Origin of the sequence: Marinobacter sp. X15-166B (assembly GCF_001752365.1) — a bacterium.
Taxonomy (GTDB): Bacteria; Pseudomonadota; Gammaproteobacteria; order Pseudomonadales; family Oleiphilaceae; genus Marinobacter.
On record NZ_MEIY01000001.1, the window covers coordinates 2,268,561 to 2,281,322 of the forward strand.

Sequence of the window (12,762 nt, forward strand, 5' to 3'; positions counted from 1 at the left end):
GCCTTATAGTTGGAAGATGAACTCCAGTGCCAGCTTGCTGCCAAAGTAGGCGAGCATCAGCAGGGCGGTCCCCGCCAGGGTCCAGCGGCTTGCGGTGGTGCCACGCCAGCCCTTGGTGTAGCGGCCGATCAGCAGGGCGACAAACACCGCCAAAGACAGCAGAGAGAATACGGTCTTGTGGGCCAGGTGCTGGGCAAACAGGTCGTCGATAAACACCGCCCCGGTGAGAATGGCGAAGGTCAGCATGACCACTCCCGCCCAGACCATTTCAAACAGCAGCGATTCCATGGTCTGCAACGGGGGCAGGTTGCGGATCAGCGCGCTGTTGTAGTTGCTCTTCAGTTGGTTGTTCTGGATGTGCAGCAGGAGCGCCTGGGCCGCCGCCAGCGACAGCAGGCTGTAGGCGGTTATGGACAGGGTAATGTGCGCCAGGATGCCGTAACTGCTGTCTGCCACAATCCGCGGGGGCGTGGTGTTGATCAGCACGGCAAGGATGGACAGACAGGCCAGTGGGTAAATGCCCAGGAACAGGTTGTGCACCGGCTTGCGTAAATTCAGGACCAGCAGCATGGCGACGATCAGCCAGGAGATCACCGCTGAGCTCTCGAAGAGCCCCAGGTTGTATCCGGACTCGAGGTGCACGACTTGCCAGGCCAGCAGGCCGTGGCTGACCAGCGCTACTCCGCCGATGACCGAGGTGATGGCAACGCCTGCGTGTACCCGTCCGCGGAAGCTGAGCGCCTGCAGCGCGGTTCCGATACTGTAAAGAAGAAGCGAAGTCACCGCGAGAATCAGCGTTCCCATGTTGTCCTTTTTGAGTGTTGATTTGTATAGTAATTCAGTCGACGGGCTGGATTGACCGGCTCGATTGTGTATGGATTTCGCCTGCCCAGTCGTTTCAGAGCGATAGTCTGGGTATAATGTCGCGATAGTGCAACCGGAATCAACCGGTTCCGTGTTCATGCGCCCAATTATCAGGGGTACGGAATAACACCATGTTTGAAAATCTGACCGACCGACTTTCCGGCAGTCTGAAAAAAATATCAGGCCAGGCCCGCCTGACGGATGACAATATCAAGAGTACGCTGCGTGAAGTGCGCATGGCGCTGCTTGAAGCCGATGTTGCCTTGCCTGTCGTCAAAGTGTTTATCGACGGGGTGCGCAAGCGTGCCATCGGCCAGGAGGTCCAGCGCAGTCTGACGCCGGGGCAGGTGTTTGTGCGCGTGGTGCAGCAGGAGCTGGAGCGCGTCATGGGGGAGGGCAACGAGGGCTTGAACCTTGCTGTGCAACCCCCGGCGGTTATCATGATGGCGGGACTGCAGGGCGCCGGTAAGACCACCACCGTTGCCAAGCTGGCGCGCCAGCTCAAAGAGCGGCAAAAAAAATCCGTTATGGTCGTCAGTGCCGACGTTTACCGGCCGGCCGCCATTCAGCAGTTGCAAACCCTGGCGGCCGAAGTGGGGGTCGAGTTTCACCCCAGTACCGGGGACCAGGATCCGGTCGCGATTGCCGAGGGGGCCATCGACGCCGCCCGTAAAAAGCACCTCGACGTGGTCATTGTTGATACTGCGGGCCGGCTGCATGTCGATGAGCAGATGATGGCCGAGATCGGCCGTCTGCACAGCGCCATTAATCCGGTCGAAACCCTGTTTGTGGTCGATGCCATGACCGGTCAGGATGCTGCCAATACCGCCAAGGCGTTCAACGATGCCCTGCCGTTGACGGGGGTGGTGCTGACCAAAACAGACGGTGATGCCCGGGGTGGTGCGGCTTTGTCCGTGCGCCACATAACCGGCAAGCCCATCAAGTTCCTGGGGATCGGTGAAAAAACCGATGCGCTGGAGCCTTTCCACCCCGATCGGGTCGCTTCCCGTATTCTGGGTATGGGGGATGTGCTGTCGCTGATCGAGGAGGCGGAGCGCAAGCTTGATCAGGACAAGGCCAAAAAGCTCACCAAGAAGATCAAGAAAGGCAAAAGCTTTGATCTGGAAGATTTTCGCGATCAATTGCAGCAGATGAAAAACATGGGCGGCATCGGCGGCTTGCTGGACAAATTGCCGGGGATGGGGCAGATGGCCCAGATGGCTCAGCAACAGGTCAACGACAAGAGTGTCGGGCAGATGGAAGCAATCATCTGTTCCATGACCCCCAAAGAGCGTCGCTTTCCGGACACCATCAATAATTCCCGCAAGCGCCGGATTGCCGCCGGTTCCGGGTCCCAGATCCAGGACGTCAACCGCCTGCTGAAGCAGCACAAGCAAATGCAGAAGATGATGAAAAGGTTCAGTAAAAAAGGCGGCATGGCCAACATGATGCGCGGCCTTGGCGGTATGGGCGGTGGCATGGGTGGCGGCGGCGGTATGCCGCCATTCGGGCGTATGTAAAAGCCGTAGTTATTAGCTGTTTTCTTTGGCGCTGAATTAGCATAGAATAGCGCCCCTTTCGAGTATGGGTCTTCCCGATACCCCTGAGCGGGGGTGCCGGGAAGCGTACAAAGTTCGTATAACTGAACAGGATATAGGTCGAAATGGTTACAATCCGTTTGGCTCGTGGTGGCTCCAAGAAGCGCCCGTTCTACCATCTGACAGTCACTGACAGCCGTAAGTCCCGCGATGGCAGCTTCATTGAGCGTGTTGGTTTCTTTAACCCGATTGCCCGTGGACAGGAAGAGCGTCTGCGCATTGATCAGGAACGCGTGAACTATTGGGTGAGCCAGGGTGCTCAGACCAGTGAGCGTGTTGCCCAGTTGTTGAAAAAGAACGCAGCGCAATAAGTTGCCAGTTGGGGTGTGGGCATGACACAGCATCCGCAGGAAACTGTGATTGGCCGTATTACCTCGGTGTTTGGGGTCAAGGGATGGCTGAAAGTCTTCTCCTACACAGCCCCCAAAGAAGGCATGTTGAATTACCGCAACTGGATTTTGCTCCAGGGTGGTAAGCGTATTTCTCTTGAGGTTGAGGACAGCCGCCGGCAGGGCCCGGGGATTGCCGTCAAGTTCAAGGGGGTGAATGATCGTGATGTGGCCCGCAATTACTGTGGGGCTGACATCGTTGTGCCCACCGCCGCGTTGCCGGAGCTGCCGAAAGGCGAGTACTACTGGTATCAGCTGGAGGGGCTCAGCGTCGAAACGGTCGAAGGTGAGTGTTTCGGATCGGTACACCATCTTCTGGAAACAGGCTCGAACGACGTTCTGGTTGTAAGGCCCACGCCGGCTTCGATCGACCAAAAAGAGCGCTTGATTCCATACCTGCCCGATCAGGTGGTCAAAAGCATTGATCTGGCCGCCGGTCAAATGGTTGTGGATTGGGATCCGGAGTTCTAGCGGGTGTGGATTGGCGCAGTCAGTTTGTTCCCTGGCATGTTCGACGCCGTGACCGAATACGGTATCACGGGGCGGGCAGTCCGGGATGGTTTGTTGACGTTCAGAAGCTGGAATCCCAGGGATTTCACCCACGATCGTCACCGCACTGTTGATGATCGGCCTTATGGTGGCGGTCCGGGCATGCTGATGAAGATTCAGCCCCTGCGCGATGCCATTCATGCGGCTCGAAACGATGCGCCTGGTAAAGCTTGTGTAGTGTATTTGTCACCGCAAGGTGAGCCTCTGGATCAGGCCCTGGTTGAATCGCTTGCCGCAGAACAGAATCTCATTCTGGTGGCGGGGCGTTACGAAGGGGTCGATGAACGCCTGATATCGACGGAAGTTGATCGGGAAGTGTCACTGGGTGACTTTGTTCTGTCCGGTGGCGAGTTGGCAGCCATGGCTGTCATTGATGCGGTCGCGCGCTGTATACCCGGAGTGTTGGGGCATGCGCAATCAGCAGAGCAGGACTCTTTTGCTGACGGTTTGCTGGATTGCCCGCACTACACCCGGCCTGAGGTTTACGAAGGGCTTGTGGTGCCGGAAGTGCTGTTGGGTGGCCATCACGAGCAGATTCGGCGTTGGCGGCTGAAACAGTCGCTGAGGCGAACCCGGGAGCGACGCCCCGACCTGTTGGAACGACGGGTTTTAGCGGCCGAAGAGCGTGAACTGCTGGAAGAAATTTTGAATGAACCCGGTGCCTTTGAATCGTCAAGGCATTAAAAGATTAGGTATCAGGAGCATACGATGAGCGGCAAGAACAACATCATCAATCAGATTGAAACTGAACAGATGACCAAGGACATCCCGGATTTTGCACCGGGTGACACAGTTATTGTGCACGTGCGTGTTACAGAAGGAACCCGTGAGCGTCTTCAGGCGTTCGAAGGCGTGGTTCTGGGTAAGCGTAACCGGGGCATGAACTCGTCTTTCACCGTGCGTAAAATTTCTTACGGTGTGGGCGTTGAGCGTACCTTCCAGACTTTCTCCAAGCTGATCGACAGCATTACAGTCAAGCGTCGCGGTGCAGTTCGCGCGGCCAAGCTGTACTACCTGCGCGATCTGTCCGGTAAGGCGGCGCGTATCAAAGAAAAGCTGGGCTGAGTGCTGCGGACCCGGGGTCCCCGGTAATTCGGTACCAAGCAGAAAAGGCAGCCAGTGGCTGCCTTTTTTTTGTGATTGCAGCAGGGTGGGAAAACACAGTGAAAGCGACAGTACAGCCGGCCGACGCGGCGCTGATCCAGCGTTTCATTGACGCGCTCTGGCTGGAGGACGGGCTGGGGGAGTTGACCCGCAAGGCGTATCAGGGTGATCTGGAGCGGCTGTGTGCCTGGGCCGGACAGCGGCCGGGGAGGCCCGGGTTGCTGACGTTGTCCCGAGCGGATCTGTTGGCGTGGGTGTCCAGCGGCCTGGCCGAGGGGCTGAAAACCTCCACGGCCGCCCGGCGGCTGTCCGGCTTGCGACGGTTTTACCGGTATTTGCTGCGGGAGCAACTCATCACCGAAGACCCGACTTTGCTGATCGAAAGCCCGGGCCTGCCGAAGCGGCTGCCCGACACCCTGTCGGAAGCGGATGTGGAATCCTTGCTGGCCCAGCCGGATGTGGAGGTACCGCTGGAGTTGCGGGACCGGGCGATGTTGGAGGTTTTGTACGGCTGCGGGTTGCGGGTGACGGAACTGGTCGGCCTGCGGGTGGATCAGCTCAACCTGCGCCAGGGTGTGGCCCGGGTCAGTGGCAAAGGCGGCAAGGAGCGGTTGGTGCCACTGGGGGAGGAAGCGGTGGACTGGGTGCTGCAGTATCTGGCCTCCGCGCGCGGGACCTTGCTGAAGGGACGGCTGTCGGATGCGCTGTTTCCGGGCAGCCGGGGGCAGGCCATGACCCGACAGGCGTTCTGGTACCGGATCAAGCAGTACGCCAGTCGCGCGGGCATCACCAAACCCCTGTCACCCCATACCCTGCGGCACGCGTTTGCAACCCACCTGTTGAATCACGGAGCCGATTTGCGGGTGGTGCAGATGTTGTTGGGGCACGCCGATCTCTCCACCACCCAGATCTACACCCATGTCGCGCGGCAGCGCTTGCACGCCTTGCATCATCAGCACCACCCACGGGGGTGATTGTGGTTTTGTCGGCGCGGTTAATCGGTATACTATGCAGCGCATAGCAACTCATGTGAATCAGAGGTGAAAGCTTGAAAGACGTCAGTGTCGGAATCTGTGGATTGGGAACAGTGGGCGGAGGTACGTTCAACGTATTGGGCCGCAATGCCAGCATCATAGCCGGACGCGCAGGCTGCCGCATTCGGGTGGGCCGGGTGGCCAGCCGGACCCCCCGGAGTGATATGGATCTGGGAGCGATTCCGTTCACGACCGATGTATTCGATGTGGTGAACGATCCCGACATTGATATTGTGGTCGAACTGGTCGGCGGCGAAGGCGTCGCCAAAGACCTCGTGATGGCAGCCATCGCCCAGGGAAAGCACGTGGTCACCGCCAACAAGGCCCTGATCGCCGTTCACGGCAATGAAATATTTGCGGCGGCTGCCGCAAAAGGCGTCATGGTCGCATTTGAGGCCGGCGTCGCGGGTGGCATCCCGGTGATCAAAGCGATTCGCGAAGGCATGGCCGCCAACCGCATCGACTGGATGGCCGGCATCATCAACGGTACCGGCAACTACATCCTCACGGAAATGCGGGCCGGCCGCGAGTTCGCGGAAGTGCTCAGGGAAGCCCAGGCCCTGGGGTACGCTGAAGCGGATCCGACCTTTGACGTCGAGGGCATAGACGCGGCCCATAAACTGACCATTCTGGCGTCCACCGGTTTCGGTGTGCCGCTGAAATTCGAACAGGCGTACACCGAGGGTATTTCGGCGATTACCCCCTTCGACATCGCCCATGCCGAACAGCTGGGTTACCGCATCAAGCATCTGGGAGTCGCGCGCCGCCGTGAGGACGGCATTGAGCTGCGGGTTCACCCCACACTGGTGCCGCAAAGTCACCTGATTGCGCAGGTGGACGGGGTGCTTAACGCGGTGCTGGTCGACGGGGATGCGGTCGGTCAGACCATGTATTACGGCCCGGGCGCCGGAGCCGAGGCGACCGCGTCGGCGGTCATCGCGGACATCGTAGATGTGGCCCGCTCGGTGGTCAGCGGCAGCGGCCAGACGGTACCTTTCCTCGGCTTCGTGGACTCGGCTCTGGAGGACCTGCCGGTATTGTCCATGGACGACGTGCAGTCGGCCTACTACCTGCGGATTCAGGCGTTTGATCGCCCGGGTGTACTGGCCAAGGTGGCTTCGATTCTCAGTGAACACGGCATTAACATTGAGTCGATCATGCAGAAAGAATCGGAGCTCACAGACGGCCGGATACCGGTCATTATCCTGACCCATACGGTGCAGGAACGGCAGATGAACTGTGCCATCGATGATCTGGAGGCGCTGACCGACATTGACGGTCGGGTGGTCCGGATCCGTGCAGAAAACTTTCAATAACAGGTATTCAAGGTGAGATACATCAGCACGCGGGGCCAGGCCCCCGCATTGGGGTTCGAGGACGTTCTGCTCACCGGGCTCGCGCCGGATGGCGGTTTGTATGTGCCCGAGTCATTGCCGCACTTCAGCATCGAAGAGATTCGCAGCTGGCGCGGGCTGTCCTACAGCGAGCTGGCGTTCAACGTCATGCACCCGTTTGTGGAAGACACCATTCCGGCAGACGATTTCCGCACCATGCTGGATGAAACCTACCAGCAATTTGCCCACGGCGCGGTGGCGCCGCTGGTGCAGCTCGACAGCAACGAGTGGGTCATGGAGCTGTTCCGCGGACCCACCCTGGCGTTCAAGGACTTTGCCCTGCAATTGTTGGGTCGCCTGCTGGATTACGTACTGGAAAAGCGCAATCAGCACGTGGTCATCATGGGGGCCACCTCCGGTGATACCGGTTCGGCCGCCATTGAAGGTTGCCGCCATTGCAAACACGTGGATATTTTCATCCTGCACCCCCACGAGCGGGTGTCGGAAGTCCAGCGTCGCCAGATGACCACGGTGACCGGTGACAACATTCACAACATCGCCGTACGGGGCAATTTTGACGATTGCCAGCGCATGGTCAAAGCCAGCTTTGGTGACCAGTCGTTCCTCGGCGGGAAAACCCAGCTGGCGGCCGTCAATTCGATCAACTGGGCCCGCATCATGGCTCAGATCGTTTACTATTTTCACGCTTCGCTGGCGTTGGGTGGCCCCGACCGCAGCCTGGCCTTCTCGGTCCCCACCGGCAACTTCGGCGACATTTTTGCGGGCTATCTGGCCAAGCAGATGGGCTTGCCTGTTTCCCAGCTGGTGATCGCCACCAACCGCAACGACATTCTGCACCGCTTCATGAGTGGCAACAAATACGAGCAGCAACAGTTGGAGCACACCCTGTCGCCGAGTATGGACATCATGGTGTCGAGCAATTTCGAGCGTTTGTTGTTTGATCTGCATGGCCGGGATGGTGACGCCGTGAAAACCCTGCTGGAGAACGCCAGCAAAGGGCCGGTCAGCATTGCAGATTACCGCTGGCGTCAGGCGCGCAAGTTGTTTGACAGCGAAGCGGTCGACGACCAGGCCACCTGCGACACCATCCGCGACGTGTACCAGCAAAACGAGTATCTGCTGGACCCGCACACCGCGATTGGCGTGCGCGCGGCCCGCAGCTGCCGCCGGGACGCCAGCGTACCCATGGTCACCCTGGCAACCGCGCATCCCGCCAAGTTCCCGGACGCCATTGCCGCCGCCGGTGTCAATGTGGACGCGGAGCTGCCCGCCCACATGGCCGATCTGTTCGAGCGCGACGAGCGGTACACCGTGCTGGACAACGAGCTGACCTCGGTGCAGGACTTCATCGCCGAACACTGGCAGCACGCGTAATTTGGCATGACCATCAAAAAGATCCAGCGCCGCCCTGTTCCCGGTGCCAGCCGGGACTGGGGGGGGCAGCTGCCGCCCTTGTTGAGGCGTTTGTATTCGGCCCGCGGGGTGACCTCCGACGCGCAGCTGGACTACACCCTGAAACAGTTGGCTTCCCCCCTCGACCTGCGCGGTATTGACGGCGCGGTCGAGTTGTTGACGCAGGCCATCGCCGAACAACAGCGGGTCCTGGTACTGGGGGATTTTGACGCCGATGGTGCCACCAGCACCGCCGTGGCCCTGTTGGGGTTGTCCATGCTCGGGCTGCAACACATCGACTATCGGGTGCCCAGCCGGTTTGCCGATGGTTACGGCCTGACCCCGGGTATCATTGAACGATTGCAGCAAGAGAATGCCTTGCCTGACCTGCTGATTACCGTGGACAACGGCATCGCCGCAGTCGAGGGGGTGCAAGCGGCCAAGGACCTGGGTGTCCGTGTGCTGGTCACCGATCATCATCTGGCCGGCGAGCGGTTACCGGCGGCGGACGCCATCGTCAATCCCAATCAGCCGGGCTGTTCCTTCCTGAGCAAGCACGCCGCCGGTGTGGGCGTCATGTTTTACGTGTTGACGGCCCTGCGACGGTATTTGCGGGAGGCCGGGCGACTGCCGGACCCGCAGCCGAATTTGGGCAGTCTGCTGGATCTGGTGGCCCTGGGTACGGTGGCCGACGTGGTGCCGCTGGATCACAACAACCGCATCTTCGTTGAGCAAGGGTTGCGGCGGATCCGCCAGGGCCTGGCCCGTCCCGGCATTCTGGCGCTGCTGGATATTGCCGGCCGGGATCATACCCGGATCAGCGCAGTCGATCTGGGGTTTGTGGTCGGCCCCCGGCTGAATGCGGCCGGCCGGCTCGATGACATGAGCGTGGGCATTGCCTGCCTGCTGGCCGATGGCGAGGACGAAGCTCGCCGGCTGGCGCAGGAACTGGATACGCTCAATCGCGAACGGCGCACCATAGAAGACGGCATGAAAGCGCAGGCGCAGGAACTGCTGGCCTCCATGTCCCTGGACCTTGACGGTTTGCCGTGGGGGTTGGCGCTCTATGAGCCCGATTGGCATCAGGGGGTGATTGGCATTCTGGCGGCACGCCTGCGGGAACAGACCCATCGGCCGGTGATCGCTTTTGCCCGCGGTGAAGACGGCACGGAGCTGAAAGGTTCGGCCCGTTCCATCCCCGGCTTGCATATCCGGGACCTGCTGGCGACGGTTGCATCCCGGCATCCGGGCATGCTGAAAAAGTTCGGGGGTCACGCCATGGCCGCCGGCATAACGATAGACGCGGCCGGTCTGGAACCCTTTGCTGATGCCTTTGACGCCGCGGTACGCGACACCCTCACTGCGGACGCTCTGGAAGCGGTGGTGGTCACTGACGGTCCCTTGTCAGCAGCAGAGCTGACCCTGGAAACCGCAGCCCTGCTGCGCCGCGCAGGCCCCTGGGGGCAACATTTTCCCGAGCCACTGTTCGATGGCGAATTCCGCGTGGTCCGCCAGCGTATCGTGGGTGAGAACCATTTGAAACTGGTGCTGCAGCCGGACTGGGGGGGCGATATCATCGATGCCATTGCTTTCAACACAGGACCGGTGGTCCCGGATTACACCCTCACCGGGGCCCGGGTGGTCTACAAGCCGGACGCCAATACCTTCCGAGGGCGCACCAGCCTGCAGCTGCTGATTGATTACATCGAGCCGATTTGAACGGCCTGCGGCTGCTTTGCTGCGCCATTTCGGGTAAAATGCGGCCTCTGATTTTTTAGTATCCGACAGGCGAGTACGAATCCATGGAAATCAATCCCATTGTGACCAAAATCAAAGAGCTGCGTGAGCGCACCGATGTGCTTAGGGGGTATCTTTGACTACGACCAGCGGAAAGAGCGACTGGTTGAAGTAGAGCGCGAACTGGAGGTCCCCACGGTCTGGGACAACCCGGAGCGTGCCCAGGGGCTGGGTAAAGAGCGCTCCGAACTCGAGCTGATTGTGTCCACCATCGACAACCTGACCAGCGGTCTGGACGATGCGGAAATGCTGCTGGAGCTGGCCGTCGAAGAGGACGACGAAGGCACCGCAGCCGACATCTCCGCCGACCTGGCCCGGCTGGATGGCGAACTGGAGGTGCTCGAATTCCGGCGGATGTTTTCCGGCGAGATGGACGCCAATAACGCGTTTCTGGATATCCAGGCCGGTTCCGGCGGCACCGAAGCCCAGGACTGGGCCAATATGCTGCTGCGCATGTTTTTGCGCTGGGGCGAGCGCCACGGGTTCAAAACCGAAATTGTCGAATTGCAGGACGGTGATGTGGCCGGCATCAAAAGTGCCACGGTGCACTTCCAGGGCGAATACGCCTATGGCTGGCTGCGCACCGAAACCGGGGTTCACCGGCTGGTTCGCAAATCCCCGTTCGACTCCGGTAACCGCCGTCACACCTCATTCACCTCGGTGTTCGTGTCCCCGGAAGTGGACGACAGCTTCGAAATTGAGATCAATCCGGCCGACTTGCGGGTGGATGTGTATCGCGCTTCGGGCGCCGGTGGTCAGCACGTTAACCGCACAGAATCCGCGGTGCGGCTCACCCATAACCCCACCGGCATTGTGGTCGCCTGTCAGGCCGGTCGCAGTCAGCACCAGAACAAAGACCAGGCGATGAAACAGCTGCGCGCCAAACTGTTCGAATACGAGATGCAAAAGCGCAACGCTGAAAAACAGAAGCAGGAAGACTCCAAGGCCGACATTGGCTGGGGCAGCCAGATTCGTTCCTACGTGCTGGACGATGGCCGTGTCAAGGATCTGCGCACCAACATTGAGACCAGTAACACCCAGGCGGTGCTGGACGGTGATATCGATAAATTCCTCGAAGCCAGCCTGAAAATGGCGGTGTAACCCCGACTCAACTTGAGCCCGACGACGTAGTTAAAAAAAATTTTGAACCGATTGCTAGCGAGACACCATGACTGATCAGACGCACCCCGCCGCCCAGAGTGATGACAACAAGTTGATTGCGGAGCGCCGCGCCAAACTTGCGGACCTGCGAGCGCAGGGCAACCCGTTCCCCAACGACTTTCGCCGCGATACCACGGCGGCGTCGCTGCTGGCCGAATACGGCGATAAATCCAAGGAAGAGTTGGCAGCGCTGGGGCTGAAAGTCGCCATTGCCGGCCGTCTGATGCTGGATCGCAAGGCATTCAAAGTGGTGCAGGACATGACCGGGCGTATGCAAGTGTATGCGTCCAAGGCGGTGCAGCAGGAAACCCGCAGCTGGGATCTGGGCGACATCATCGGGGTACGCGGCACCCTGGCCAAGTCGGGTAAGGGCGACCTGTATGTCACCATGGAAGAGTACACCCTGCTGACCAAGTCCCTGCGGCCGCTGCCGGAAAAACATAAGGGTCTGACCGATACCGAAGCCCGTTACCGTCATCGCTACGTCGACCTGATGGTCAATGAAGACACCCGCCGGGTGTTTCACGCGCGCTCCAAAATCATCAGTGCCATTCGTAACTACTTCATTCAGCGCGATTTCATGGAGGTGGAAACCCCCATGTTGCAGGTAATCCCGGGGGGCGCCACCGCCCGTCCGTTTGTGACCCATCACAATGCCCTGGACATCGACATGTACCTGCGGATCGCGCCGGAGTTGTACCTGAAGCGGCTGGTGGTGGGTGGCTTCGAGCGGGTCTTTGAAATCAACCGCAATTTCCGTAACGAGGGTTTGTCCACCCGGCACAACCCCGAGTTCACCATGCTGGAGTTCTATCAGGCGTACGCAGACTACAACGACCTGATGGACCTGACTGAAGAAATGCTGCGGGACGTGACCAAGAGCGTGCTGGGCACCACCCTGGTTACCAACACCAAAACGCTCGCCGGCGGCGAAGTGGAAACCATCGAGTATGATTTCGGCCAACCCTTTGCGCGTCTGACCGTGGTGGAAGCCATCCTCAAGTACAACCCTGAACTGAGCGAAGCCCAGTTGACGGACGAGGCGCAGGCCCGTGAATTGGCCCATGCCCTGGGCATTGCGGTCAAAGATGGCTGGGGCCTGGGCAAGGTGCAGATCGAGATCTTTGAGGCCACGGTCGAGCATCGCCTGATGCAGCCGACCTTCATCACCGAGTACCCAACTGAGGTTTCCCCGTTGGCCCGTCGCAAGGACAGCAACCCGTTCGTGACCGAGCGGTTTGAGTTTTTCGTCGGGGGCCGCGAAATTGCCAACGGCTTCTCCGAGCTGAACGATGCGGAAGACCAGGCGGAACGTTTTCAGGCCCAGGTGGCTGAGAAAGAAGCCGGTGACGACGAAGCCATGTTCTATGACGAGGATTACGTTATGGCGCTGGAGTACGGGTTGCCGCCGACCGCCGGCGAGGGCATCGGCATTGACCGGCTGGCCATGTTGCTGACGGATTCGCCCTCCATTCGCGATGTGATCCTGTTCCCCGCCATGCGCCCCGAGCACAAATAA

12 protein-coding genes are annotated in these 12,762 nt (G+C 59.8%); 11 read left to right on the forward strand and 1 reads right to left on the reverse strand.

What is annotated here, in order from left to right; genetic code table 11:
• Window positions 1-3: 3 nt before the first annotated feature.
• A complete protein-coding gene (locus BG841_RS10730; RefSeq protein ID WP_070057653.1) occupies window positions 4-804 on the reverse strand; it encodes a cytochrome C assembly family protein in 801 nt (266 codons plus the stop codon).
• A 191-nt stretch (window positions 805-995) separates the two neighbouring features.
• On the opposite strand from BG841_RS10730, the gene ffh reads away from it, so the two are divergent.
• From ffh to lysS, 11 genes are all read left to right on the forward strand, one after another.
• Window positions 996-2,384, forward strand: a complete 1,389-nt coding sequence (ffh, locus tag BG841_RS10735; protein WP_070057654.1) for a signal recognition particle protein — start codon at window positions 996-998, stop codon at window positions 2,382-2,384.
• A gap of 143 nt (window positions 2,385-2,527) precedes the next feature.
• Window positions 2,528-2,773 (forward strand): 30S ribosomal protein S16, encoded by a 246-nt coding sequence (gene rpsP / locus BG841_RS10740; protein ID WP_070057655.1) that lies wholly within the window; start codon window positions 2,528-2,530, stop codon window positions 2,771-2,773.
• 21 nt (window positions 2,774-2,794) lie between these two features.
• Complete coding sequence (gene rimM / locus BG841_RS10745; protein ID WP_070057656.1) at window positions 2,795-3,322, forward strand: ribosome maturation factor RimM; 528 nt, start codon at window positions 2,795-2,797, stop codon at window positions 3,320-3,322.
• Between the two features lie 3 nt (window positions 3,323-3,325).
• The gene (gene trmD / locus BG841_RS10750; protein WP_070057657.1) at window positions 3,326-4,084 is read left to right on the forward strand and encodes a tRNA (guanosine(37)-N1)-methyltransferase TrmD; all 759 of its coding nucleotides are present in this window, start codon (window positions 3,326-3,328) and stop codon (window positions 4,082-4,084) included.
• A gap of 24 nt (window positions 4,085-4,108) precedes the next feature.
• Window positions 4,109-4,465: a 50S ribosomal protein L19 gene (gene rplS / locus BG841_RS10755; RefSeq protein WP_070057658.1), complete on the forward strand. Its 357-nt coding sequence runs from the start codon at window positions 4,109-4,111 to the stop codon at window positions 4,463-4,465.
• 98 nt (window positions 4,466-4,563) lie between these two features.
• Window positions 4,564-5,478, forward strand: coding sequence for a site-specific tyrosine recombinase XerD (gene xerD, locus BG841_RS10760; RefSeq protein WP_070057659.1), 915 nt, complete (start codon window positions 4,564-4,566; stop codon window positions 5,476-5,478).
• Between the two features lie 74 nt (window positions 5,479-5,552).
• Complete coding sequence (locus BG841_RS10765) at window positions 5,553-6,854, forward strand: homoserine dehydrogenase (RefSeq protein ID WP_070057660.1); 1,302 nt, start codon at window positions 5,553-5,555, stop codon at window positions 6,852-6,854.
• A 12-nt stretch (window positions 6,855-6,866) separates the two neighbouring features.
• A complete protein-coding gene (thrC, locus tag BG841_RS10770) occupies window positions 6,867-8,267 on the forward strand; it encodes a threonine synthase (protein ID WP_070057661.1) in 1,401 nt (466 codons plus the stop codon).
• A gap of 6 nt (window positions 8,268-8,273) precedes the next feature.
• Window positions 8,274-10,004, forward strand: coding sequence for a single-stranded-DNA-specific exonuclease RecJ (gene recJ / locus BG841_RS10775; protein WP_070057662.1), 1,731 nt, complete (start codon window positions 8,274-8,276; stop codon window positions 10,002-10,004).
• A gap of 83 nt (window positions 10,005-10,087) precedes the next feature.
• A protein-coding gene (gene prfB / locus BG841_RS10780) for a peptide chain release factor 2 (RefSeq protein WP_141737084.1) occupies window positions 10,088-11,183 on the forward strand; the annotation gives its coding sequence in 2 pieces (ribosomal slippage) (window positions 10,088-10,159 and window positions 10,161-11,183; 1,095 coding nt in all).
• 67 nt (window positions 11,184-11,250) lie between these two features.
• Window positions 11,251-12,762 (forward strand): lysine--tRNA ligase, encoded by a 1,512-nt coding sequence (lysS, locus tag BG841_RS10785; protein WP_070057663.1) that lies wholly within the window; start codon window positions 11,251-11,253, stop codon window positions 12,760-12,762.

What these genes read in the sequence shown, in the direction of transcription:
- rimM (WP_070057656.1), top strand. Translation starts at nt 2,795, where the DNA reads ATGACACAGCATCCGCAGGAAACTGTGATTGGCCGTATTACCTCGGTG.
- BG841_RS10730 (WP_070057653.1), bottom strand. Translation starts at nt 804, where the DNA reads ATGGGAACGCTGATTCTCGCGGTGACTTCGCTTCTTCTTTACAGTATC.
- lysS (WP_070057663.1), top strand. Translation starts at nt 11,251, where the DNA reads ATGACTGATCAGACGCACCCCGCCGCCCAGAGTGATGACAACAAGTTG.
- rplS (WP_070057658.1), top strand. Translation starts at nt 4,109, where the DNA reads ATGAGCGGCAAGAACAACATCATCAATCAGATTGAAACTGAACAGATG.
- ffh (WP_070057654.1), top strand. Translation starts at nt 996, where the DNA reads ATGTTTGAAAATCTGACCGACCGACTTTCCGGCAGTCTGAAAAAAATA.
- rpsP (WP_070057655.1), top strand. Translation starts at nt 2,528, where the DNA reads ATGGTTACAATCCGTTTGGCTCGTGGTGGCTCCAAGAAGCGCCCGTTC.
- recJ (WP_070057662.1), top strand. Translation starts at nt 8,274, where the DNA reads ATGACCATCAAAAAGATCCAGCGCCGCCCTGTTCCCGGTGCCAGCCGG.